Below are 24976 nucleotides of genomic sequence, written 5' to 3' on the forward strand. Positions count from 1 at the left end.
GGAATGTGTCTAAGAGACAGGGCCAACCCCGTCCCCCCGCCGGCGGCCCCGGTCTGCGGCGATGTGGCCGCACTGCCGCTACGCGACAAGCTCGCGCAGCTGCTGATGGTCGGTGTCCGCAACGCCGCCGACGCCCGCGCCGTGGTCGCCGACCAGCACGTCGGGGGCATCTTCATCGGCAGCTGGACCGATCTGTCCATGCTGACCGACGGCTCGCTGCCCGGGATCGCCGCCGGTGCCGGCCCGCTGGCGCTGGCCGTTAGTGTCGACGAGGAGGGAGGCCGGGTGCAGCGGCTGTCCTCGCTGATCGGCGGTCAGCCCTCGCCGCGCACCCTGGCCCAGACCGATTCCGCCGAGCAGGTCTATCAGATCGCCCTGGACCGCGGCCGCAAGATGCGCGCGCTGGGCATCACCGTGGACTTCGCGCCGGTGGTGGACGTGACCGACGCGCCGTCGGACACGGTGATCGGTGACCGTTCCTTCGGATCGGATCCCGCGGTGGTCACCGAGTACGCCGGTGCCTACGCCCGCGGGCTGCGCGACGCGGGGCTGCTCCCGGTGCTCAAACACTTCCCGGGGCACGGGCACGGTTCCGGGGACTCGCACACCGGGGGAGTCACCACGCCGCCGCTGGCCGATCTGCAGAACAGCGATCTGGTGCCCTACCGCACGCTGCTGACCCAACCGCCGGTCGCGGTGATGATGGGGCACCTTCAGGTGCCCGGCCTGACCGGTTCACAGCCGGCCAGCCTGAGCCCGGCCGCCTACAACCTGCTGCGCAGCGGCGGCTACGGCGGCCCGCCGTTCGGTGGCCTGGTGTACACCGACGACCTGTCCTCGATGCAGGCGATCAGCGACTACTACGGCGTCTCCGAGGCGGTGCTCAAGGCCCTGCAGGCCGGCGCCGACGTCGCGCTGTGGGTGACGACCTCCCAGGTGCCCGCCGTGCTCGACCGCCTGGAGAAGGCCGTCGACTCCGGTGAACTGCCGATGGCCCGCGTCGACGACGCACTGGCCAAGGTGTCGGCGGCCAAGGGGCCCGGCCCGGGCTGCTGACCCGCACCGGCGGCACGAATCGGGCACCCGGCGCTTACCCTGGAGCCAGATTTCTTCGGGAAGGGTGCGAGCGATGGCCGGTGGTACCAAGCGGTTGCCGCGCGCCGTGCGCGAGCAGCAGATGCTCGACGCCGCGGTCCAGGTGTTCTCGGTCAACGGATACCACGAGACCTCGATGGATGCCATCGCGGCCAAGGCCGAGATCTCCAAGCCGATGCTCTATCTGTACTACGGCTCCAAGGAGGACCTGTTCGGCGCGTGCCTGGACCGCGAACTGCGGCGGTTCGTCGAGACGGTGCGCGCCGACATGGACTTCACGCTGCCGCCGAAGGACATGCTGCGCAACACGATCCTGTCGTTCCTGAGCTACATCGACGCCAACCGGGCGTCGTGGATCGTGCTCTACACCCAGGCCACCAGCTCGCAGGCGTTCGCCCACACGGTTCGGGAGGGCCGCGACCGGATCGTCGACCTGGTCGCCGGGCTGCTCAGTGCCGGAACCCGAAACCCCGAGCCGAACACCGACTTTCAGATGATGGCCATCGCGCTGGTGGGTGCCGGTGAGGCGGTTGCCACCCGGGTCAGCGCCGGCGACGTCGACGTCAACGAGGCCGCGGAGTTGCTGATAAACCTGTTCTGGCGCGGCCTGAAGGGCAAGCCGAGCGCCGAGATGGCCCGGGAGGACGTCCGCTAACGCGGCAGCGCCCGAACGGTTCCCGTCAGGTGCGGGTAGCCCTTGCGCAGGTTGCGCAGCGACAGATCCCAGCCGTCGGCGACGCGGTCGACGTAGAGGCCCGCGCTGGCGGGCAGGATGACCGGCTTGCCGAACTTCACCGAGTAGCGCACCGCGTCGGGCATCTGGCCCTCGATGTTGGCCAACACCGCCGCCGCGCTGAACATCCCGTGCGCGATGACCGTCGGGAACCCGAACAGCTTGGCGCCCAGCGAACTGGTGTGGATGGGATTGTGGTCACCGCCGATCGAGGCGTACCGGCGGATCTGACCCGGGGTGATGCGCAGGATCGTGCTCGGCGGCGGCAACTTGGGCTGCTTCTGCGGGGGCGGCTTGGGCTCGTCGGAGAGGCTGGTGCGCTGCTGGTGCAGAAACGTCGTCACCTGATGCCAGGCCGCCTCGTTGCCGACGCGGACATCGGTGACGATGTCGACCAGCAGGCCCTTGCGGTGCTCGCGCAGGTTCTCGGCGTGGACCTCGACGCCGACGGTGTCGGTCACCGCGATCGGCCGGTACTGGGTGATGTGGTTCTCCACGTGCACCGAGCCCATGGCGGCGAAGGGGAAATCGAAGCCGGTCACCAGCGACATCACGGTGGGGAAGGTGAGCGCGAACGGATAGGTCAGGGGCACCGAGTCGCCGTAGCGCAGCCCCGTGACCGAGGCGTAGGCGGCCACGTTGGCGCGGTCGATGCTCAGCTGCGGCACCGAGATGCTGCGGTTGGACAGGGTGTCCGGGCGCGGTATGAACGGCAGCGCCCCGGCCGCCGCGCGCACCATGTTCATCAGGCCGCTGGGCTGGTCCGCGGATTCCTCAACCACCCCGGTAACTGTAGTCATTGCGTTCGCCTCTGCTCTGGGTGCTTTGGGTGCTCTGGGTGCTTTGGGTGCTCTGTGGTTTCTCCAACGTCCACTTACCGCACGCTTTCGGCGGCCGGGCGTGCGAAAAGTGGACGTTCGTCGCTCATGCGCCCAGCATCGCCTGACCGCAGACCCGGATGGTGTTGCCGGTGACCGCGTTGGAGGCCGGGCTGGCGAAGTAGGCGATGGTCTCCGCCACGTCGACCGGCTGACCGCCCTGGAACAGCGAGTTCATCCGCCGGCCCACCTCGCGGGTGGCGAACGGAATGGCCTCGGTCATCTTGGTCTCGATGAAGCCGGGCGCCACGGCGTTGATGGTGATGCCCTTCGCGGCGAACTCGGGTGCGAGCGCCGCGGTCAGGCCGATCATCCCGGCCTTGGTGGTCGCGTAGTTGGTCTGGCCACGGTTGCCGGCGATCCCGGCCATTGACGACAGGCCGACGATGCGTCCGCCCTCACCGATGCTGCCGTTGGCCACCAGGCCCTCGGCCAGGCGCAGCGGCGCCAGCAGGTTGACCGCGATCACCGCGTCCCAGCGGGCGTCGTCCATGTTGGCCAGCAGCTTGTCGCGGGTGATGCCGGCGTTGTTCACCAGCACGTCGGCCCTACCGCCGTTGTGCTCGCCGTAGTGCTGGCGCAGGTGGTCGGTGATGAGGTCGACGGCGTCGTCGGCCGTCACGTCCAGGGCCAGCGCGGTGCCGCCGACCTTCGCGGCGGTCTCCGACAGCGCCTCGGCGGCGCCTTCCACGTCGATCGCGACCACCTTGGCGCCGTCCCGGGCGAAGACCTCCGCGATGGTGGCCCCGATGCCGCGGGCCGCGCCGGTGACGATCGCGACCTTGCCCTCCAGCGGACGGTCCCAGTCGGCGGGGGGCGCGGAGTCGGCGGCGCCGACGTGGAACACCTGCCCGTCGACATAGGCCGACTTCGCGCTGAGCAGGAAGCGCAGCGTGGATTCCAGCCCGGTCGCGGCCGGCTTGGCGTCGGCGGCCAGATACACCAGTGACACCGTGGCCCCGCGCTGCATCTCCTTGCCGAGCGAGCGGGTGAACCCCTCCAGGGCGCGCTGGGCGATCCGCTCGCCGGTGCCGCCGGCCTCGTCGGGGTTGGTGCCCACGACCACGATGCGTCCCGAGGGCCCGACATTGCGCAGCAGCGGGGTGAAGAAGGCGTGCAGGGCCTTCAGGCCCTCGGGGGCGGTGATGCCGGTGGCGTCGAACAGCAGGCCGCCGAACCGGTCGGCCCAGCGGCCGCCCAGGTTGTTGCCGACGATGTCGTAGTCCTCGGCCAGTGCGGTGCGCATGGGTTCGGCGATCCTGCCCTCGCCGCCGATCAGCAACGGTCCGGCCAGCGGTGGCTCACCCGGCTGGTAGCGCCGCAGCGTCTCCGGTTGCGGGACGCCGAGCTGCTTGGCCAGGAAGGAGCCCGGGCCGGAGTGCACCAGTGTCGAGTACAGGTCGGACGGGAGCGTGGGGGCCACGGTGAATGCCTCTCGTATCGCGGTACGGTCGTGCCGAGTACTAACTTACTCCAGAGTAAGAACAGTGAGTAGTATGGCCGTAACCGGCAATCAACCTCAAGCTGACTAGTACGGAGATTCCCGTGACGACGAGTCGTTCAAACCAGGGTCAGAAGCGCCGTGTGGCGGTGCTCGGCGGCAACCGCATCCCCTTCGCCCGATCCGACGGCGCCTACGCCGAGGCGTCCAACCAGGACATGTTCACGGCCACCCTCGACGGGCTGGCGGACCGCTTCGACCTCGCCGGGCGCCGGCTCGACATGGTGATCGGCGGCGCGGTGCTCAAGCACAGCGGCGACTTCAACCTGATGCGCGAGTGCGTGCTGGGCAGCGCGCTCTCGCCCTACACCCCGGCGTTCGACGTGCAGCAGGCCTGTGACACCGGCCTGCAGGCCGCCGTCTCCGCCGCCGACGGTATCGCCATGGGCCGCTACGAGGTGGCCGCCGCCGGCGGCGTGGACACCACCTCGGATGCCCCCATCGCCTTCGGTCACGAGCTGCGCCGAGTCCTGCTGGGGCTGCGGCGGGCCAGGTCCAACGTCGACCGCCTCAAGCTCGTCGGCAAGCTGCCCGCCTCGCTCGGTGTGCAGATTCCCACCAACGGCGAGCCCCGTACCGGGCTGTCGATGGGGGAGCACGCCGCGATCACCGCCAAGGAGATGGGGATCAAGCGGGTCGACCAGGACGAGCTTTCGGTGGCCAGCCACCGCAACATGGCCGCCGCCTACGACCGCGGTTTCTTCGACGACCTGGTCAGTCCGTTCCTCGGGCTCTACCGCGACGACAACCTGCGCGAGGGATCCACGGTGGAGAAACTGGCCGGGCTGAAGCCGGTGTTCGGTGTGCGCAACGGCGACGCCACCATGACCGCGGGTAACTCCACCCCGCTCACCGACGGCGCGTCGGTGGCGCTGCTGGCCGGGGAGGACTGGGCCGAGAAGAACGGCCACGAGCCGCTCGCCTATTTCGTCGACGCCGAGACCGCCGCGGTGGACTACGTCAGCGGTGCCGACGGGCTGCTGATGGCACCGACCTACGCGGTGCCGCGGCTGCTGGCCCGCCACGGCCTGAGTCTGCAGGACTTCGACCTCTACGAGATCCACGAGGCGTTCGCATCGGTGGTGCTGGCCACCCTGCAGGCCTGGGAGTCCGAGGAGTACTGCAAGGAGCACCTGGGACTGGACGCGGCCCTGGGCTCCATCGACCGCTCCAGGCTGAACGTCAACGGGTCCTCGCTGGCCGCCGGGCATCCCTTCGCGGCCACCGGCGGCCGGATCCTCGCGCAGACGGCCAAGCAGCTCGCCGAGAGGCGCACGGAGACCGGCCGGCCCGTGCGTGCGCTCATCTCCATCTGCGCCGCCGGCGGACAGGGCGTTGCTGCGATCCTGGAAGCCTGAGTTCGACAGGCATATCCAAGGTAGCTGGAAAAATGTTCGAAAATTCTTCGGGAGTTACGTAACGTCGGGCTCCGGGTAGCCGATGTACCGGGTAGCTCCGTGTTGCCGTCTGACCCCCCGACCCGACGGCAACACGGGGCGTCCTCTTTGTCCGGGTGCTAGTGGCGCGGATGAAGGCCGCCGCTGGATTGAGGGGGTTCCAGCGGCGGCGCCACCCGGTTGCCCGACAACCCACCCAGGGACCAGATGGTCAGGTAGGCCAGCCCGAAGAACGCCGCGACGGCCACCGCCACCCCGGTCGATTCGATGTAGGCCAGCGGAGACCGCACCCACGCCAGCGTCGAGGCGACCACCGCGTTCGGTTGGGTGAGCAGATCCCAGGAGTTCCAGCGCTGGAACCGCCCGATCACCACCCCCACGGCACACAGCGCCACCGAGGCGACCACCGCCACCCAGCCGGCGACGGCGCCGCCGAGCGGTCCGGGTTCGCGCGCGATCCGCTCGTGCACCAGGCGCAGTGAGACCACGCCCAACAGCACCCCGGTCCAGGCGGCGATGCCGTACTGCAGGACGTGCCGCCACAGCTCCACACCCGCAGCCAGGTGGATCAGGTCGGTGACCAGGTAGGGCGCGTTGGGCAGAAAGAACAGCCAGCCCACGCCCAGCGGTACCAGCCAGACCTTCCGCCGGACCGCGGCGAAACCGGCCGCGAAGAACACCGGCACCCACGCCAGGAACAGATTCCAGATCAGGAACCGACTCGGGTACGACAGCGGTGCGGCGGGGTCGGTGATTCCCAGGACGGCGGTCAGCGCGCTGGTCGCGGCCAGCGACAGCACCAGCACCGTACGGCGGGCATCGGGCATCAGCCCAGTCTCCCAGCCTCCCGCCGCGCGCGAGCGCCCACACACGTGCGGGCGGCCCCGCGAACGAAAAGACCCCCGCACACTCGCGTGCGGGGGTCTCTCGCGGATCAGTCGATCAGAACTGCACCGATCAGAAGGACGCCTCGTCCAGTTCCATCACCTCGTTGTCGAGGTTCTCCAGGGTCGAGCGGACGCTGGTCAGCAGCGGCAGGAACGTCTTCGCGAAGAACGAGGCCGTGACGACCTTGCCCTCGTAGAAGGCCTTGTCGGCGCCGGTGGCCCCGTCGTCGAGCTTCTCGATGGCCACGGCCGCCTGGCGGGCCAGCAGCCAGCCCAGGACCAGGTCGCCGACGCTCATCAGGAAGCGCACCGACCCGAGCCCCACCTTGTAGATGCTCGCGGCATCCTCCTGGGCGGCCATCAGGTAACCGGTCAGCGTCGCGGCCATGCCCTGCACGTCGGCCAGGGCGGTGGCCAGCAGCTCACGCTCGGCCTTGAGCCGGCCGTTGCCGGACTCGTTCTTGATGAACGACTCCACCTCGTTGGCCAGGAAGGCCAGCGACTTGCCCTGGTCGCGGACGATCTTGCGGAAGAAGAAGTCCTGCGCCTGGATGGCGGTGGTGCCCTCGTAGAGGCTGTCGATCTTGGCGTCGCGGATGTACTGCTCGATCGGGTAGTCCTGCAGGAAGCCGGACCCACCGAATGTCTGCAGCGACTCGGTCAGCTTGGCGTAGGCCTGCTCCGAGCCGACACCCTTGACGATCGGCAGCAGCAGGTCGTTGATCCTGCTGGCCTCGGCCTGCTCCAGGCCGTGCACGGCCTGGGCGACCTCGGCGTCCTGGAACGTCGCGGTGTAGAGGTACAGCGCGCGCAGCCCCTCGGCGTAGGCCTTCTGGGTCATCAGCGACCGGCGCACATCGGGGTGATGGATGATCGTCACCCGCGGCGCGGTCTTGTCGGTCATCTGGGTCATGTCGGCACCCTGCACGCGGGTCTTGGCGTACTCCAGGGCGTTGAGGTAGCCGGTCGACAGCGTGGCGATGGCCTTGGTGCCCACCATCATCCGCGCCTGCTCGATGACATCGAACATCTGCGCGATGCCGTTGTGCACCTCGCCGACCAGCCAGCCGGTACACGGGGTGCCGTGCACGCCCATCGACAGCTCGCAGGTGGCCGAGACCTTCAGCCCCATCTTGTGCTCGACGTTGGTGACGAACACGCCGTTGCGCTCGGTGGGCTCGCCGGTCTCGGGGTCGAACAGGAACTTCGGCACGAAGAACAGCGACAGGCCCTTGGTACCGGGGCCGGCGCCCTCGGGGCGGGCCAGCACCAGGTGCAGGATGTTCTCGCCCAGGTCGTCGGCGTCACCGGAGGTGATGAAGCGCTTGACGCCCTCGATGTGCCAGGTGCCGTCGGGCTGCTGGACCGCCTTGGTGCGGCCGGCACCGACGTCGGAGCCCGCGTCGGGCTCGGTGAGCACCATGGTGGAGGTCCAACCACGCTCGGCGGCGAACACGGCCCACTTCTTCTGCTCTTCGGTGGCCTGGTCGTAGAAGATGTTGGCGAACGCCGCCCCCATCGCATACATGTTCACCGCGGGGTTGGAGCCCAGGATGTGCTCCTGCAGGGCCCACGACAGGGCCTTGGGCACCGGGGTGCCGCCGAGCGCCTCGTCGAGGCCGACCTTGTCCCAGCCGGCCTCGGTCACGGCCCGCACGGACTTCTTGAAGTCCTCGGGCAGCGACACCGCGTGGGTCTCGGGGTCGAACGTCGGGGGGTTGCGGTCGCCCTCGACGAAGGACTCGGCGACCGGGCCCTCGGCGAGGCGAGCCATCTCGGCGAGCATCTCGCCCACGGTCTCGGTGTCCAGATCGGCGAACTTGCCCTCGCCGAACGACTTGTCGACACCGAGCAACTCGAACAGGTTGAACACCTGGTCACGGACATTGGACTTGTAGTGGCTCACTGGGGTCCTCCTCGATGAGAATGCCACTTCGCAGCTTGTGTGTCGGTTGGGTACTCGCACTAAGTTACCCACCAGTAACTATCAATAACTATACAGCCGACCCCCCCAAAAGCAAGTTCCCGCACGCCAGGTGTGAGCAAGGTCGCGAATTCTCAACCAACCGGTTGGGCCGGCGTGTGGCCGCGGCGATTCGGCGGGGCCGGAATTCGCCCGAAGTTCACCTATCCGTGCAGGCCAGGGGCACTTGCCGGGCATAGTGTGCGGGCCGGGGTCACGGGCCGTGACCGGCGTGCAGGTCGGGCCGGTGCGCCCCGGGAGACACCCGGGAAGGGGTCTCCGCCGGCGGAACCCGGCCCGTGGCGCGCCCCGCGACGGGCACCATAGCGGGCCCCATGGAGTGCACCATGGAGTGCACCGTGGCGGGCCCGTGAGGAAGCGTCGGCAAGGGAACCGGAAGGTGCCCGCAAGCGGTGCACGAGGCGTTTGCGGCAGCGACCCCGAGATGTGGCAATGGCGCGGTCCGAAGCCGGTTTTCGATGACCGCGCCGCGCTCAGCTTGAATCGCTAAGCTACGCCCCACGATGTCGGTTCCGGGTGGCAGGATCGGCACTCTGCACGACGCCGCTGGTGGCGAGAACGGGGGGATGTGGGGCCTTGCGCACCGCGACAGCAACACCTGTTGCCGTAATCGGTCTGGCGTGCCGGTTGCCCGGGGGGATCGATTCTCCGCAAAGCCTCTGGGAGGCGTTGCTGCGGGGCGACGACCTGGTGACCGAGATTCCGGCCGACCGGTGGGACGCCGACGTCTACTACGACCCCGAGCCCGGTGTGCCCGGTCGCTCGATCACCAGGTGGGGCGCGTTCCTCGACGACGTCGGCGGATTCGACTGCGATTTCTTCGGGATGACCGAGCGTGAGGCCACCGCCATCGATCCCCAGCACCGCCTGCTGCTGGAGACCTCCTGGGACGCCCTGGAGCATGCCGGACTCGACCCGACCACCCTGGCCGGAACCCAGACCGGGGTGTACATCGGCCTCACCCACGGCGACTACGAGCTGCTCTCGGCCGATTGCGGTGCCGCCGAGGGTCCCTACGGTTTCACCGGCACCAGCAACAGCTTCGCCTCCGGGCGGGTCTCCTACGCGCTGGGCCTGCGCGGCCCCGCCGCGACGGTGGACACCGCCTGTTCCTCGGGTCTGATGGCCATCCACCTGGCCTGCCGCAGCCTGCACGACGGCGAGAGTGACCTGGCCATCGCCGGCGGTGTGGCCGTCACCCTCGAGCCGCGCAAATCGGTGTCGGGGTCGCTGCAGGGGATGCTGTCACCCACCGGGCGTTGTCACGCCTTCGACGCCGACGCCGACGGCTTCGTCTCCGGTGAGGGCTGCGTGGTGGCGGTGCTCAAGAGGCTCTCCGACGCCCAGCGCGACGGTGACCGCATTCTGGCGGTGGTGCGTGGCACCGCCGCCAACCAGGACGGTCACACCGTCAACATCGCGACGCCCTCCGAGCGGGCCCAGGTCGACGTCTACCGGTCGGCGCTGGCCGCCGCGGGGGTCGACCCGGCCACGGTCGGTCTGGTCGAGGCGCACGGCACCGGCACCCCGATCGGCGATCCCATCGAGTACACGAGCCTGGCCGAGGTCTACGGCACCGGCGGACCGTGTGCGCTGGGCTCGGCGAAGACCAACTTCGGGCACCTGCAGTCCACCTCGGGTGCGCTGGGTCTGATGAAGGCCGTGCTCGCACTGGACCACGGCACGGTCCCGCAGAACCTGCACTTCAACCGCCTGCCGGACCAGCTGACGTCGATCGAGACCGGTCTGTACGTGCCGACGGCCGCCACCGCCTGGCCCGACCAGAGCGAGCACCCCCGGCGGGCCGCGGTCTCGTCCTACGGCATGTCGGGTACGAACGTGCACCTCATCGTCGAGGAGGCCCCCCGGAACCCGGCGCCCACAGCCGGCCCCGACGGCACGGACGCACCACTGTTCTTCCCGCTGTCGGCCACCTCCGCCGACCAGCTGCGGGTCAGCGCCGGCCGCCTGGCCGACTGGGTCGACCGCAACGGCGAAAGCCTCGCGGCGTCCGGCAGCGGGCTGTCCGACCTGGGCTACACGCTGGCCCGGCGGCGTGCGCACCGACCGGTCCGCACCGCGGTGTCGGCCGGCAGCCCCCCGGAACTCGGCGCGGCGCTGCGCGAGATCGCCGGCAACGACACCCCGTATCAGGCCGCCGTCGGCCAGGACGACCGCGGACCGGTGTGGGTGTTCTCCGGGCAGGGGTCGCAGTGGCCGCGGATGGGTGCCGGGCTGCTGGCCACCGAGCCGGTGTTCGCGGCCAGCATCGCCGAGATGGAGCCCGTGATCGCCGCCGAGTCGGGATTCTCGGTGACCGAGGCGTTGACGGCGCCGCAGACGGTGACCGGCATCGACAAGGTCCAGCCCACCCTGTTCGCCATGCAGGTCGCCCTGGCCGCGACGATGAAGGCCTACGGCGTGCGGCCCGGTGCGGTGATCGGCCATTCGCTCGGCGAGGCGGCCGCCGCCGTCGTCGCGGGGGCGTTGTCGCTGCAGGACGGGCTGCGGGTCATCTGCCGGCGCTCCCGGCTGATGGCGCGGATCTCCGGCAGCGGCGCCATGGCCGCCGTGGAACTCCCTGGCCAGCAGGTGCTTTCGGAGCTCTCCGTGCGCGGGGTCGGCGACGTGGTGCTGTCGGTGGTGGCCTCCCCGACGTCGACCGTGGTGGGCGGGGCCACCGAGACCATCCGGGAGTTGGTGGCCGCCTGGGAGAACAACGGCGTGATGGCGCGCGAGGTGGCCGTGGACGTCGCCTCGCATTCGCCCCAGGTCGATCCGATCCTGGACGACCTGCGGGCAGCGCTGGCCGACCTCACCCCGATGGAGCCGACCGTCCCCTACTACTCGGCCACACTGTGGGATCCACGCGAACGGCCGGCGTGGGACGCCGAGTACTGGGCGGAGAACCTGCGCTACACCGTGCGGTTCGCGGCCGCGGTGCAGGCCGCCCTCGATGACGGCTTCCGGGTGTTCGGTGAGCTCTCGGCGCATCCGCTGCTGACCCACGCCGTGGAGCAGAACGCGAACAGTCTGGACATGCCCATCGCGGCGCTGGCCGCGATGCGACGGGAACAGGAATTCCCGGTCGGGCTGCGCGACTTCCTCACCGACGTCTACAGTGCCGGTGCCGCAGTGGATTTCACCGCCCTCTATCCGAGCGGGAACCTGGTCGACGCGCCGCTGCCGACCTGGACTCACCGCGAACTGATGCTGCGCCGCGAGGACCAGGACCACCAGCACCACGGGGCCGCCGTCCTCGGTGTGCACCCTCTGCTGGGTGCTCATGTCCATCTGGTCGAGGAACCCGAACGCCACGTGTGGCAGGGCGAGGTCGGCACCGAGGCGCACCCGTGGCTGGCCGACCACCAGATTCACAACGTGGCCGCACTACCCGGGGCGGCCTACTGCGAGATGGCGGTGGCCGCCGCGCGCACCGTCCTCGGTGAGCAGTCAGAAGTGCGCGACGTCCGCTTCGAACAGACTCTGCTGCTCGACGAGCAGACCACGGCCGCCTCCTCGGGTGTGGTGGAATCGCCTGGGCTGCTTGAGTTCACGGTCCAGACCCAACGCGAAGGGGAACCGGTGCGCCGGGCCGGAGCCATACTGGCCGCCGCAGCCGACAGCGAGGCGCCCGCCGCGCTGGACATCCCGGCACTGCTGGCCGGTCACACCACCCGGCTCGACGGTGATGACCTGCGCAAGGCCTTCGACACCGTCGGAATCCAGTACGGGCCCGCCTTTTCGGGTCTGGCCGCAGTGCACACCGCCGCCGAGGACGCCGCGACGGTGCTGGCCGAGGTGGCCCTGCCCAGCCACATCCGTTCGCAGCAGGCCTCCTACTGCACACACCCGGCCCTGCTGGACGCATGCTTCCAGTCGGTGGTCGCCCATCCCGAGGTGCAACAGGCCGGTGCCGGTGGGTTGTTGCTCCCGGTGGGCGTGCGCAGGCTGCGCTGCTTCCATCCCACCCGCAATGCGCACTACTGCCTGACCCGGGTGACGGCCTCGGCGACCGCGGAGGCGGAGGCCGACCTGGCGATCCTCGACGAGGCCGGGGCGGTGCTGATGGCCATCGAGGGCCTGCGCCTGGCCGGCGGATCCTCGGAGGGAGAGCGGGCCGACCGCACGCTCAACGAGCGGCTGCTCAGCATCGAGTGGGAGCCGCGCGAGCTGCCCGAGCCCACCGCCGCCGCGGAATCGTGGCTGGTGTTCCCCACCGCCGGCGCCTCGGCCGCCCCGGTGGCCCGGCTGGGCGAGGCCCTGTCGGCCGCGGGTGGACAGTGCACCGTCGTCACCGACACGGCGGACCTGCGCGCCCAGCTCACCGGCAACCCGCTGACCGGGGGGCTGGCCGGCGTGGTCGTGCTGGTGGGCTCGACCGACGACCCGGTCGGTGCCGGGCGTGACCATGTGACCGAGCTGGTGGACATCGCCCGGGAACTGGCCGAGCTGCCCGGCGAGCCACCGCGGCTGTTCGTGGTGACCCGCAACGCCGCCGCCGTCGCCGACGGCGACCCGGTCAATCTCGAGCACGCCGGGCTGCGCGGGCTCATCCGGGTGATCGATTCCGAGCATCCCCACCTCGGGGTGACGCAGATCGACCTCGCCGCGAGTACGGCTGCCGACGACGATGCCGACGGGGTCCCCGGGGTCCCCGGGGTCGGCGAGCTGGTGCGCCAGCTGTGCAGCGGCTCGGAGGAGGACGAGACCGCCTGGCGCGACGGGCAGTGGTACACCGCCCGGCTGCGGCCGGCCCCGCTGCGGCCCGGCGAACGCAAGACCGCCGAGATCGACCTCGCCGCCGACGGCATGCGCCTGCAGGTCCGCACCCCCGGCGACCTGACCTCGCTGGAGTTCGCCGTGTCCGAGCGGGTGGCGCCCGGTCCGGGCCAGATCGAGGTTGCGGTGCACAGCTCGAGCATCAACTTCGCCGACGTGCTGGTGGCCTTCGGCCGGTACCCCACCTTCGAGGGGTACCGGCAGCAGTTGGGAATCGACTACGCGGGCGTGGTCACCGCGGTCGGCCCCGATGTCGGCACCCACAAGGTGGGCGACCGGGTCGGCGGCATGTCCGCGCACGGCTGCTGGGGCACCTATGTCCTGTCCGGCGCGCGGCTGGCGGTGACGCTGCCCGAACAGATTCCGCTGGCCGAGGCGGCCGCGGTGCCCACCGCCTCGGCGACGGCCTGGTACGGGCTGCATGATCTGGCCCGCATCGAGGCGGGGGACAAGGTGCTGATCCACTCCGGCACCGGTGGTGTCGGGCAGGCCGCGATCGCGATCGCCCGCGCGGCCGGCGCGGAGGTCTTCGCCACCGCGGGCAGCGTCCAACGTCGACAGACGTTGCACGACATGGGAATCGAGCACGTCTACGACTCCCGCAGCCTGGACTTCGCCGAGCAGATCCGCCGGGACACCGACGGCTACGGCGTGGACATCGTGCTGAACTCGCTGCCCGGCGCCGCGCAACGCGCCGGTCTGGAGTTGTTGGCCTTCGGCGGGCGGTTCATCGAGATCGGCAAGCGCGACATCTACGGCGACACCCGCCTGGGCCTGTTTCCGTTCCGCCGCAACCTGTCGTTGCACGCCGTCGACCTGGCGCTGCTGACCCACAGCCACCCGCAACGGGTGCAGCGGCTGCTGAGCACCGTCTACGAACGCACCGCCGACGGCACGCTGCCGCTGCCGCAGACCACCCACTACCCGCTGGCCGAGGCCGCGGACGCCGTGCGCCTGGTCGGCGGGGCCGGCCACACCGGCAAGGTGGTCCTCGACGTCCCCCACGAGGGACACCAGCAGGTGGTCGTGCCGCCCGAGCAGGTCCCGGTGTGCCGCCCCGACGGCGCCTACATCGTGACCGGCGGGCTCGGCGGACTGGGCATCTTCCTGGCCGGCGAGATGGCCGCCGCAGGCTGCGGACGCATCGTGCTCAACTCCCGGTCACAGCCCAGCGACCGGGCGATGGCCGCCATCGAGCGCATCCGTGCGACCGGCGCCGACATCCTGGTGGAATGCGGTGACATCGCCCTGCCCGACACGGCGGAGCGGCTGGTGGCCACCGCCACCGCCACCGGGCACCCGGTGCGCGGCGTGCTGCACGCCGCCGCGGTGGTCGAGGATGCGACGCTGACCAACATCGGCGCAGACCTGGTCGACCGGTGCTGGACACCGAAAGCCCGGGGCGCCTGGAACCTGCACCAGGCCACCGCCGCCGCCACCGGGGGCCGGCCGCTGGACTGGTTCTGCGTGTTCTCCTCGGCCGCCGCGCTGGTCGGCTCGCCGGGCCAGGGGGCCTACGCGGCCGCCAACAGCTGGCTGGACGCGTTCGCCTTCTGGCGCCGGGCCCAGGGGCTGCCCGCCACCTCCATCGCGTGGGGCGCCTGGGGTGAGGTCGGCCGGGCCACCGCGCTGGCCGAGGACGCCGGCGTGGCCATCAGCCCCGACGAGGGTGCGCGCGCGTTCCTGACGCTGTTGCGCTACGACCGCACCTACAGCGGCTACGCGCCCATCATGGGCACCCCGTGGTTGACCGCGTTCGCCCAGCGCAGCCCCTTCGCCGAGGCCTTCCAGTCGATGGGGCAGGGCGCGGCGGACACCGGCCAGTTCCGCGCGGAGCTGCTGGCCCAGCCGCGCGAGGAGTGGCCCGGGCTGATCCGCCGGATGGTCTCCGACCAGATCAGCCTGCTGCTGCGGCGCACCATCGACCCGGATCGGCCGTTGTCCGACTACGGGCTGGACTCGCTGGGTAACTTGGAGCTTCGTACGCGCATCGAAACGGAGACGGGAGTGCGCATCAGCCCCACCCAGATCACCACCGTGCGTGGTCTGGCCGAGCATCTGTGCGAGGAACTCGACGCGATGGAAGGCACACCGGCGGGGGCATGATGCGGGGTCCATTGCGGGGTCCCCTGCCGGGATCGGCCGCGGGGCCGCCGGGAGGCCCCGTCAGTCAGCATGAATCAAGGAGTAGGCGTTGCGGGTAGGCCCGATGGCAGTGGGAACGGTCGGCGAGTGGGAGCCGACCGCCGGATCGGTGGTGTCGTGGGAGCCCACGGCCGCCAGCCTGGAGAAGGCGGCCCAGGCGCCGGTGAGCACCGTGCCGATCAACTACATGCAGGCCCAGCACATCCGCGGGTACTGCGAGCAGAAGGCGAAGGGCCTGGACTATTCGCGGCTGATGATCGTCAGCTGTGATGCGCCGGGCCACTGCGACATCCGCGCGATGAGCTACGTCATCAACGCCCACCTGCGCCGGCACGACACCTACCGCAGCCGGTTCGAATACGCCGACGGCACCATCACCCGCCGGACGATGCCCGAGAGCGCCGGCATCGAGTTCCGTCCCGTCCAGCGCGGCGAGCTGACCCTCGAGCAGACCCGGGAGCTGGTCGTCAGCACCCCGGACCCGCTGCACTGGGACTGCTTCCGGTTCGGCATCGTGCAGGGCGAGGACCACTTCACCTTCTATGCCAGCGTCGACCATGTGCACGTGGACGCCATGATCGTCGGGGTCACGCTCACGGAGTTCTACATGATGTATCTGGCGCTGGTGGGCGGGAACCCGCCGCTGGCGCTGCCCGCCGCCGGCAGCTACGACGAGTTCTGCCGCCGCCAGCGCCGGTTCACCAGCGCGCTGACCCCGCAGTCACCGCAGGTCGCCGCCTGGACCCGGTTCGCCGAGAGCAACGGCGGCAGCATGCCGGACTTCCCGTTGCCGCTCGGCGACCCGTCGCAGCCCTCGTCGGCCGACATCGTGACCGTGACGATGATGGGCGAGCAGCAGACCGCACGTTTCGAATCGGCCTGCACCGCCGCGGGTGTCCGCTTCATCGGCGGGGTGATGGCCTGCTGTGCCCTCGCCGAACACGAACTGACCGGCGCGGACACCTATTTCGGCCTGACGCCCAGCGACACCCGCAGCACTCCCGAGGACGCGCTGACCCAGGGCTGGTTCACCGGCCTGGTGCCGATCACGGTCCCGATCGCGGGGTCGTCGTTCGGGGAGGCCGCCCGCGCGGCGCAGGTGTGCTTCGACACCGGCCTGGGCATGGCCGAGGTGCCCTACGACCGGGTGCGGGAGCTCTCACCGCAGTTACATCCGCCGCGCCCGAACTTCCCGGTCGTCAACTTCCTCGACGCCGGCACCGCGCCGTTGTCGGTGCTGCTCACCGCGCAGCTCGACGACCTCAACATCGGCGTCTACAGCGACGGCCGGTACTCGTATCAGATGTCGATCTACGTGCTCCGGGTGCACGACGAGACGGCGGTGGCGGTGATGTACCCCGACAACCCCGAGGCCCGGGAATCCGTCGCGAAGTATCTGGCGACGCTGAAATCGGTCTTCGAACGTGTCGCCGAGAGCGGGCACTGGCGCGATGTCGCCTGAGCGGGGCCCGCGGCGGCTCGCATGTTGGGTGAGAAACCGGAGGTGAAGGCATCTTCGGGAGGTTAGGGAAGCTGGTCACCCGGTGGCCGTGGGTGGTCATCGGGTGCTGGCTGGTGCTGGCCCTGGCCCTGCCGCAGACGGTGCCGTCGCTGGCGGAGATGTCCCAGCGCAACCCGGTGGCCATCCTGCCCGCCGACGCACCGTCGACGGCGGCGGCCCAAGCGATCACCGAGGCGTTCAACGAGACCGGCTCGGAGAACGTGCTCGTGGTCCTGCTGACCAACGACAGTGGGCGCGGCGGGCTCGGGCCGGCCGACGAGCAGGTCTACCGCACACTGGTGGACCGGCTGCGCAAGGACAACCGCGACGTGGTGATGCTGCAGGAGTTCATCAGCACACCCCAGCTGCGCGACGTGCTGGAAAGCCCGGACGGCAAGGCATGGATCCTGCCGATCGGCCTGGCCGGGGAGCTGGGCACCCCGGAGTCCTACGCCGCCTACACCCGGGTCGCCGACATCGTCGACCACGCCGTCGACGGGACGACGCTGACCGCCCACCTGACCGGTCCGGCGGCCACCGTCGCCGATCTGACCGACGCGGGTGCCCGGGACCGCCTGCCCATCGAACTGGCCATCGCGGTGCTGCTGGTGGTCATCCTGGCCGTCATCTACCGCAACCCGGCCACCATGATGCTGCCGCTGCTCACCATCGGCGCCGCCCTGCTGACCGCCCAGGGCGCGGTCGCGGCGGTGTCGCTGTTCACCGGCATGGCGGTGTCCAACCAGACCATCGTGCTGCTGAGCGCGATGATCGCCGGTGCGGGAACCGACTACGCGGTGTTCCTGGTCAGCCGCTACCACGACTACGTCCGGCTCGGTGAGGAGCCCGACCGCGCCGTGCAGAAGGCGCTGATGGCCATCGGCAAGGTGATCACCGCCTCGGCGGCCACGGTCGGCATCACGTTCCTGGGCATGGGCTTCGCCGACCTCGGGCTGTTCTCCACGGCCGGGGTGGCGCTGGCGATCGGCATCGCCGTGGCGCTGCTCTCGGCGGTGACCCTGCTGCCCGCGGTGCTGACGCTGGCGGGCCCGCGCGGCTGGGTCAACCCCCGCGGCGAGCGCACGGCGCTGTTCTGGCGGCGCGCCGGGGTCCGGATCGTGCGCCACCCCAAGTCCTATCTCGGTGCGAGCCTGGCGATCCTGCTCGTGCTCGCCGGGTGCGCGACGCTGGTGCGGTTCAACTACGACGACCGCAAGCAGCTGCCGGACTCCTACGACAGCTCGCTCGGCTACGCGGCGCTCGAACGGCACTTCTCGGTGAACCAGACGATCCCGCTGTATCTGTTCGTCACCTCACCGCACGACCTGCGCACCCCGGAGGCGCTGGCCGACCTGGAGCAGATGGCGCAGCGGGTCAGTCAGCTGCCCGGCGTGGCGATGGTCCGCGGCGTCACCCGCCCCACCGGGGAGCCGCTCGACCAGGCGCAGGCCACCCAACAGGCCGGTGAGGTCGGCAACCAGCTCGGCGACGCCTCGAATCTGATCAACGGGCGCACCGGCGATCTCAACCGGCTCGCCTCGGGGGCCGACGAACTGGCCGACAACCTCGGCGATATCCGCGTGCAGGTCAGAAAGGCCGTCACCGGGGTGCGCAGCCTGATCGACGCCCTGTCCTATGTGGAGGACCAGTTCGGCGGCCAGGTCACCTTCGCCGACTTCGACAAGGCGGCCCGACTGGTCAACAGCATCCGCGCTCTCGGCGACATCCTGCAGGTCAGCTTCGCCGACATCGCCGACAGCTTCGAATGGGTCGATCCGGTGGTGGCCGCGCTGGACACCAGCCCCGTCTGCAACGCCAGCACGATCTGCGCGGCCGCGCGCACCCAGTTCCACCGGCTGCAGACCGCGCGCAACGACGGCACGCTGGAACGCATCGCGGCCCTGGCGCACCAGCTGCAGATCACCCAGCGGCTGCAGACCATGGCCGACGCCGTCACCGGCCTGGGCCGTGCGCTGGATTCGGCGGGCAAGTCGCTGCGATCGTTGGGGATCGACAGCCCGCGCAGCGCCCGCACGCAGCTGATCACCGCGCAGAACGGCGCCGACGACCTGGCCAGCGCCGGCCGCCAGATCGCCGACGGCGTCGAGCTGCTGGTCGACCAGACCAAACGGATGGGCGCGGGCCTGAGCCAGGCCTCGGCCTTCCTGATGGCCATGGGACGCGACGCCGACGAGCCGTCGATGGCGGGGTTCTACGTACCCCCGCAGGTGCTGGACTCCGAGGACTTCCGCCGGGTGGCGCAGCTGTTCTTCTCACCCGACGGGCATTCGGTGCGCTATTTCGTGCAGACCGACCTCAACCCGTTCAGCGTCGACGCGATGGATCAGGTCAACACCATCCTGGACACCGCCCGCGGCGCGCAGCCCAACACCGCGCTGGCCGACGCGAAGATCTCGATCTCCGGGTATCCGGTGACGCTGCGAGACACCCGCGACTACTACGACAGCGACATCCGGCTCATCGTCGTGGTGACGGTCCTGGTGGTGATGCTGATCCTGATGACGCTGCTGCGAGCGGTGGTGGCGCCGCTGTACCTGGTGGGCTCGGTGATCCTGTCCTACCTGTCGGCGGTGGGCATCGGTGTGGTGGTGTTCCAGCTGATCCTGGGGCAGGAACTGCACTGGAGTGTCCCGGGCCTGGCCTTCGTCGTGCTGGTGGCGGTGGGTGCCGACTACAACATGCTGCTGGCGTCGCGGCTGCGTGAGGAATCCCCGGCCGGGGTGCGCACCGGGGTGATCCGCACGGTGCGCTCCACCGGCGGAGTGATCACCGCGGCCGGTCTGATCTTCGCCGCGTCGATGTTCGGGCTGCTGTTCTCCAGTATCGGCGCGGTGGTGCAGTCCGGTTTCGTCATCGGCGCCGGCATCCTCATCGACACTTTCGTCGTCCGCACCATCACCGTGCCCTCGCTGGCCGCGCTGATCGGCCGGGCCAGCTGGTGGCCGTCGCGGCCGTGGCTACGCCCGGCGGAACCGGAACAGCCGAAGCCGCGACGTTCGGTGTTCGACGAGGTCTGACGGGCCGGTCGGTCAGCCCAGCGGGGCCAGGTAGCCCCGCACCGTGGCGATCGCGTTCTCCACCTCGGCGCGGGTGGCCGGATCGAGGCTGCCGACGGGGTCCATGCCGTGCAGCGGGTCGACCATGACGGTGGCGGTGGCCGGATTGTCGTTGCGCGAGTAGCCGGAGTCGACGATGGGTTGCAGCACCGCGTCCATCTGATCGACGTCGGCGTCGGACATCCCCAGGTAGCGCAGCGGCAGCGTCAACGGCAGGTGGTTGACCGGCACCAGGTAGGTGGTGGTGGTGGCGCCGCGGGCGTTGGTGGTCGTCTTGATGTTCTGCGGCGGCACGATCTCGGGGCCGGTGAACGCCACCGGGGTGTGCACGATCGCCGAGCCCACGGTCGCGTTGGCGACCGAGATCAGGTTGTCCGGGCGGTCCGGGAAGTCGGACAGTCCGTCGTAGGCGGCGACCACCCGTTTGGTGTCGTACTGGCTGTTGTCGGTGTCGGGCATCGTGTAGTCGATGATCGGGATGTAGCTGCCGGGCGGGAAGAGGCCGGACAGGAAGCTCTTCCCGAAACCGCTGTGCCCGACCGGATCTCCGATGGTGGTGAACTGCAGCATGTCCGGCGCCGGGGCGTTCGGATCGGTGCTCAGCCGCGCCTGTTCCTTGTCCAGCGCCAGCGAGCCCAGCGACAGCCCGACCGCCGCCGCGGGACGGGTGCCCTGCTCGATGGCGGTGTTCAGCGTCGCGGTGGCGTCGTCGGCGGCCACGCCGATGCTGACGTTCTCGTCCGGGCGGTGCGTCGCGAACATGTCCGGAACCCAGCTGAACGGGGCGCCGGCGGGATAGTCGATGATCTCGCGGTCGGCCCCGGGGTAGTAGCCGGCACCGAGCCGGTGGGCGTAGTCGTACCACGGGATGCCCGGCGGGCGCGCCCCGCCGACGGCGTAGACCACCTGGACCGGGGGTGTGCCCGGCCCCGCCGCGGGCCCGGTTCCCGGTCCGGCCTCGGCGGCGAACGGCTGGTCGGCGGCACCGGGACCCGGCGGGGCCCAGGAGGTGGTCTCCGCGAACGCCGTGCCCGGGCCGAACCCGCCCGAGTAGCCCACGACACCGAGGGCGAGGGCACCCGCGAGCAGTCGCTTCATCGGCTATCCCCCAAACGGCCCGGTGGCTCTTGCGGCCACCCTACTGCACCCGCGGGAAGGACGGCGGACACTTGCCCGGCCGTCACGATCAGATTCCGGTGAGCCCGGCCCCGAGCAGTACGGTGCCCACCACGGCCAACAGGGCGGCGACCTCCCACCGGCGCCGTGAGCGGACCCAGTCGTAGAAGGCGGTCATCGCCGCCTGGGTCCGCCGCGGGGCGAACAGGTAGGCCAGCAGCGGCAGTTCGACCAGGGTGAAGGCGACGATGTTGAAGGTCAGCAGGGCGGTGAACTGCGTCGCCGCCGCGGCTCCCGAGGCGAGGATCACCGCCAGCGCGGCCAGGTAGTCGACCGAGGGCAGCGCGATGCCGAGGCCGGCGACGCCCGCGACCCACAGTGATCGTCCGGTCAGCAGGGACCGCGCCCGGCCCGACAGCCTGCTCATCACAGGGTCGCCCGCGGCGCGGGCCGCCGACGCGATCGGCGTCGCCGAAACCATCGACATCACCGTCAGCACCGCGGCCGTCAGCAACGCCACCGATCCGACGACGATCTGCACCTTGGGCAGGGTGAAGTGAGTCGACGTCGACAGCGCCGGCCGCAGTGCGAACAGCACGAGCAGCCCGACGCCCATTCCCATCACGAACCCGCCGCACAGGAATGCCAGCAACTGCAGGGTCGGCCGGGGCCGGTTGAGCATCAGGACCGTCATCCCGATCCGGAACGGCTCCAGGCTGACAGCGACGGCCATCACCATGACGGTGATCCACATGGCACTCGATGGTGGTCGGGCTTGGCCGGCTAGGCGTCCAATCGGGTGAATTGTGACTGGCGGTACTGCTCGACGCAGCTGGCCCGCCTGATCTTGCCGCTGGTCGTGGTCGGGATCGAGCCGGGCGGCACGAGCACACAGTCGGCCAGGTTCAGCCCGTGCGAATTGGCCACCGCCGCGGTCACGTCGTTCTTGACGCCGTGCAGCAGGGCCCGCGGGTCGCTGTCCGGGTCGGCGTCGGCGCGTTTCTTGAACTCGATGATGGTGACCAGTTTCTCGGTGTGGTCCACCGGAACCGCGATGGCCGCGACCCGGCCACCGGTGATCTCGCGCACCGTCGCCTCGATGTCCTCGGCGTAGTGGTTGCGCCCGTACACGATCAGCAGGTCCTTGAGCCGCCCGACGATGAACAGCTCGTCATCGGAGACGAATCCGAGGTCGCCGGTCCGCAGCCAGGGCCCGTCGGGGGTGCCGGGCAGGGGGTTGGCGATCGTCGCGCCGAAGGTGTGCTGGGTTTCCTCGGGCTTGCTCCAATAGCCCGCCGCGACGTTGGGGCCCTGCACCCAGATCTCGCCGACGCTGCCGCTGGGGCATTCACCGAAGTTGTCCGGGTCGACGATGCGCACCGTGGGGGCCGCGGGCATGCCGTAGCTGAGCAGGGGTGAGCCGGTCGCGTCCTCGCAGCGGCGGGCGCTGCCCTTGGCGAGTTTCTCGGCGTCGAAGCGGGCCACCTGGGGGGCCTCGCCGGAGACGAACCGGGCGGCCACGAACAGGGTCGCCTCGGCCAGTCCGTAGGTGGGTCGCAGCATGTCCTCGCGGAAGTTGAACTTGGCGAACCGCTCGGTGAACCGCTTCAGGGTGGCCGGATGGACGCGTTCGCTCCCGCTGACCAGCCCGAGCACGCCGGACAGGTCGAGTCCGGCCATGTCCTCGTCGCTGGTGCGGCGAATGGCGAGGTCGAAGGCGAAGTTCGGGGCCGCCGACCAGGCGTTGGTGGCCCGGGCCACGCTCTGCATCCAGCGGGCCGGCCGCTGCAGAAACGCGATCGGACTGGTCATCTCGCAGCGGTAGCCGCCGAGAATCGGAGCCACCACGCCCTTGATCAGGCCCATGTCGTGGTACAGCGGCAACCACGACACGAGCGTGGTGTCCGGCGGAGCGATGCCCCCGGGACAGTCGGCGAAGAAGTTGGCCATGACCTGCTGCCAGTTGGTGTGCAGGTTGGCGTGGGTGATCATCGCGCCGGCCGGGGTTCGGGTGGAACCGGAGGTGTACTGCAGGTAGGCGATCTCGGGCAGGTCGCGGGGCAGGGCGCTGCTGCCCGTGCGGGCATCCAGGTCCAGCGTGTCGATCTCGACGATGGCGGGGCCGTGCCCGTTCAGCGGCCGGACGCACTCGCTGACCGTGCCGGTTGCCGCCGTCGTGGTGAGCAGAATGGTGGGCTCGGTGTCGGCGAGGACGGCGTTGGTCCGCTCGTCGTGTCCACCGGGTTGCGGCACGTTGAGCGGGACGGCGATCAAACCGGCCTGGATCGCTCCCAGAAACCCCACGACGTAGTCGAGTCCCTGCGGGGCCACGATCACGGCCCGATCCCCGGGCTTTCCGTGCGACCTGAGTTCGTGGGCCACGTTGCACACCCGGCGGTAGAGCTGGGACCAGGTCAGGGTTTCCGCGACGCCTGCCCAGTCCTGCTCGTAGTCGGTGTAGGTGAAGGCGGGATCCTGCGGCTGCAGACCGGCCCGCTCACGGAGAACGGACAGCAGAGACGGCTGTTGCATGCGCGTGAATTTACCGCCCGCCGAGCCCTCGCGCGGGGTGTCAGGTAGAGGAAACCCGCGCCTGCATCACCGTGCGAAACCAGCAAACACTGCCGGGCGCCCGTCGGGGCGGCGACGGTGGCGGGTGGAGGCCCCGGTGCCGGGGCATATCCCGGTCAGGGACGCTGCGCGAGCTCCTCGCGGTAGCCCTGGATGCGCTGCTCGATCTCGGCGGCGTCGTCGGGGCGTCCCTCCTTGCGGGCGAGCTCGGCCCGGGCGGACAGTTCGCGGATCGCGGTTCGAATGTCGTTGACGCTGGTGATCTCTCGCATCGTCACAGTGCTGCCTTTCGTCGTTGAGTGGCGGCTGTCTCGAGCCTACGCCCGAGTGCTGCCCCCACGACGGCGGAATGAACCGCCGAACGTGACGCTGTGGCGGAAAATCGAGGGATTTCCCGCCACCGCGTCACGCTCAGGCTCAGGCCGCCTTTCGCCTTCGCGCGCTCAGGCTCAGCGCCGACGGTGCCGGATGGTTCCGGCGCCTTTCGCCTTCGCGGGCTCAGGCTCAGCGCCGACGGTGCCGGATGGTTCCGGCGCCTTTCGCCTTCGCACGCTCAGGCTCAGCGCCGGAACAGCTTGTTGCCCAGCCAGACGATCGGGTCGTACTTGCGGTCGGCGACGCGCTCCTTCATCGGGATCAGCGCGTTGTCGGTGATCTTGATCTGTTCCGGGCACACCTCGGTGCAGCACTTGGTGATGTTGCAGTAGCCCAGCCCGAACTCGTCCTGGGCCATGTCCTTGCGGTCCAGGGTGTCCAGCGGGTGCATGTCCAGCTCGGCGACCCGCATGAGGAACCGGGGGCCGGCGAACGCCTGCTTGTTCTCCTCGTGGTCACGCACCACGTGGCAGACGTTCTGACACAGGAAGCACTCGATGCACTTGCGGAACTCCTGTGACCGGCCGACGTCCTCCTGCTGCATGCGGTACTCGCCGGGCTGCAGGTCCTTGGGCGGGCTGAAGGCCGGGATCTGGCGGGCCTTCTCGTAGTTGAACGACACGTCGGTGACCAGGTCGCGCATGACCGGGAAGGTGCGCATCGGGGTGACGGTGACCGTCTCGGCGGGGTCGAACGTCGACATCCGGGTCATGCACATCAGCCGCGGTTTGCCGTTGATCTCCGCCGAGCACGACCCGCACTTGCCGGCCTTGCAGTTCCACCGGACGGCCAGATCGGGCGTCTGCGTAGCCTGCAACCGGTGGATGATGTCGAGCACCACCTCGCCCTCGTTGACCGCCACCGTGTAGTCGTGCAGTTCGCCGCCGGTCTCGTCGCCGCGCCACACTCGCATGTTGGCGTCGTAACTCGCCAT

15 protein-coding genes are annotated in these 24976 nt (G+C 70.0%); 6 read left to right on the top strand and 9 right to left on the bottom strand.

The window, feature by feature from the left end; all coding sequences use genetic code 11:
* Both CSR00_RS03215 and CSR00_RS03220 read left to right on the top strand, forming a co-directional pair.
* A partial coding sequence (locus tag CSR00_RS03215; protein WP_141564256.1) for a glycoside hydrolase family 3 N-terminal domain-containing protein occupies positions 1-1056 on the top strand: 1056 nt, incomplete at its 5' end.
* Positions 1057-1129: 73 nt separating this feature from the next.
* Positions 1130-1750: a TetR/AcrR family transcriptional regulator gene (locus CSR00_RS03220; protein ID WP_099020971.1), complete on the top strand. Its 621-nt coding sequence runs from the start codon at positions 1130-1132 to the stop codon at positions 1748-1750.
* On the opposite strand, the gene CSR00_RS03225 is transcribed toward CSR00_RS03220, so the two are convergent.
* Both CSR00_RS03225 and CSR00_RS03230 read right to left on the bottom strand, forming a co-directional pair.
* The gene (locus CSR00_RS03225) at positions 1747-2628 is read right to left on the bottom strand and encodes a MaoC/PaaZ C-terminal domain-containing protein (protein WP_099020972.1); all 882 of its coding nucleotides are present in this window, start codon (positions 2626-2628) and stop codon (positions 1747-1749) included. The two genes, CSR00_RS03220 and CSR00_RS03225, sit on opposite strands and share 4 nt — an antisense overlap.
* 124 nt (positions 2629-2752) lie before the next feature.
* Entirely contained in the window at positions 2753-4129 is a 1377-nt protein-coding gene (locus tag CSR00_RS03230) for a 3-oxoacyl-ACP reductase (RefSeq protein WP_099020973.1), read from the bottom strand.
* A 122-nt stretch (positions 4130-4251) separates the two neighbouring features.
* Here CSR00_RS03230 and CSR00_RS03235 point away from each other — a divergent pair, with 122 nt between their 5' ends.
* Positions 4252-5565 (top strand): acetyl-CoA C-acetyltransferase, encoded by a 1314-nt coding sequence (locus CSR00_RS03235; RefSeq protein ID WP_099020974.1) that lies wholly within the window; start codon positions 4252-4254, stop codon positions 5563-5565.
* Between the two features lie 158 nt (positions 5566-5723).
* Here CSR00_RS03235 and CSR00_RS03240 read toward each other — a convergent pair whose 3' ends face one another.
* Both CSR00_RS03240 and CSR00_RS03245 read right to left on the bottom strand, forming a co-directional pair.
* Positions 5724-6431 carry a DUF1361 domain-containing protein gene (locus CSR00_RS03240; protein WP_099020975.1) on the bottom strand — a complete coding sequence of 236 codons (708 nt, stop codon included), beginning with the start codon at positions 6429-6431 and terminating at the stop codon, positions 5724-5726.
* Between the two features lie 130 nt (positions 6432-6561).
* Positions 6562-8397 carry an acyl-CoA dehydrogenase gene (locus CSR00_RS03245; RefSeq protein WP_099020976.1) on the bottom strand — a complete coding sequence of 612 codons (1836 nt, stop codon included), beginning with the start codon at positions 8395-8397 and terminating at the stop codon, positions 6562-6564.
* A 654-nt stretch (positions 8398-9051) separates the two neighbouring features.
* Between CSR00_RS03245 and pks2 the strand changes: the two genes are divergently transcribed.
* The 3 genes from pks2 to CSR00_RS03260 all read left to right on the top strand — a co-directional run bounded on the left by pks2 (position 9052) and on the right by CSR00_RS03260 (position 19941).
* Positions 9052-15363, top strand: a complete 6312-nt coding sequence (pks2, locus tag CSR00_RS03250) for a sulfolipid-1 biosynthesis phthioceranic/hydroxyphthioceranic acid synthase (protein ID WP_099020977.1) — start codon at positions 9052-9054, stop codon at positions 15361-15363.
* 88 nt (positions 15364-15451) lie between these two features.
* A complete protein-coding gene (locus tag CSR00_RS03255; protein ID WP_281259663.1) occupies positions 15452-16864 on the top strand; it encodes a condensation domain-containing protein in 1413 nt (470 codons plus the stop codon).
* Between the two features lie 92 nt (positions 16865-16956).
* Complete coding sequence (locus tag CSR00_RS03260) at positions 16957-19941, top strand: MMPL/RND family transporter (RefSeq protein ID WP_099020979.1); 2985 nt, start codon at positions 16957-16959, stop codon at positions 19939-19941.
* A 12-nt stretch (positions 19942-19953) separates the two neighbouring features.
* On the opposite strand, the gene CSR00_RS03265 is transcribed toward CSR00_RS03260, so the two are convergent.
* From CSR00_RS03265 to CSR00_RS03285, 5 genes are all read right to left on the bottom strand, one after another.
* Positions 19954-21078 carry a PE-PPE domain-containing protein gene (locus CSR00_RS03265; protein WP_099020980.1) on the bottom strand — a complete coding sequence of 375 codons (1125 nt, stop codon included), beginning with the start codon at positions 21076-21078 and terminating at the stop codon, positions 19954-19956.
* An 88-nt stretch (positions 21079-21166) separates the two neighbouring features.
* On the bottom strand, positions 21167-21850 hold the full coding sequence (locus tag CSR00_RS03270; RefSeq protein WP_099020981.1) for a GAP family protein: 684 nt from the start codon (positions 21848-21850) through the stop codon (positions 21167-21169).
* A gap of 29 nt (positions 21851-21879) precedes the next feature.
* Positions 21880-23628, bottom strand: coding sequence for an AMP-binding protein (locus CSR00_RS03275; protein WP_099020982.1), 1749 nt, complete (start codon positions 23626-23628; stop codon positions 21880-21882).
* Positions 23629-23783: 155 nt separating this feature from the next.
* A complete protein-coding gene (locus CSR00_RS03280) occupies positions 23784-23945 on the bottom strand; it encodes a hypothetical protein (protein WP_099020983.1) in 162 nt (53 codons plus the stop codon).
* Positions 23946-24226: 281 nt separating this feature from the next.
* The gene (locus CSR00_RS03285) at positions 24227-24976 is read right to left on the bottom strand and encodes a succinate dehydrogenase/fumarate reductase iron-sulfur subunit (RefSeq protein ID WP_099020984.1); all 750 of its coding nucleotides are present in this window, start codon (positions 24974-24976) and stop codon (positions 24227-24229) included.

It is taken from the genome of Mycolicibacterium palauense, assembly GCF_002592005.1.
Taxonomy (GTDB): Bacteria; Actinomycetota; Actinomycetes; order Mycobacteriales; family Mycobacteriaceae; genus Mycobacterium; species Mycobacterium palauense.

What these genes read in the sequence shown, in the direction of transcription:
- CSR00_RS03270 (WP_099020981.1), bottom strand. Translation starts at nt 21,850, where the DNA reads ATGTGGATCACCGTCATGGTGATGGCCGTCGCTGTCAGCCTGGAGCCG.
- CSR00_RS03285 (WP_099020984.1), bottom strand. Translation starts at nt 24,976, where the DNA reads ATGGCGAGTTACGACGCCAACATGCGAGTGTGGCGCGGCGACGAGACC.
- CSR00_RS03275 (WP_099020982.1), bottom strand. Translation starts at nt 23,628, where the DNA reads ATGCAACAGCCGTCTCTGCTGTCCGTTCTCCGTGAGCGGGCCGGTCTG.
- CSR00_RS03240 (WP_099020975.1), bottom strand. Translation starts at nt 6,431, where the DNA reads ATGCCCGATGCCCGCCGTACGGTGCTGGTGCTGTCGCTGGCCGCGACC.
- CSR00_RS03225 (WP_099020972.1), bottom strand. Translation starts at nt 2,628, where the DNA reads ATGACTACAGTTACCGGGGTGGTTGAGGAATCCGCGGACCAGCCCAGC.
- CSR00_RS03220 (WP_099020971.1), top strand. Translation starts at nt 1,130, where the DNA reads ATGGCCGGTGGTACCAAGCGGTTGCCGCGCGCCGTGCGCGAGCAGCAG.
- CSR00_RS03265 (WP_099020980.1), bottom strand. Translation starts at nt 21,078, where the DNA reads ATGAAGCGACTGCTCGCGGGTGCCCTCGCCCTCGGTGTCGTGGGCTAC.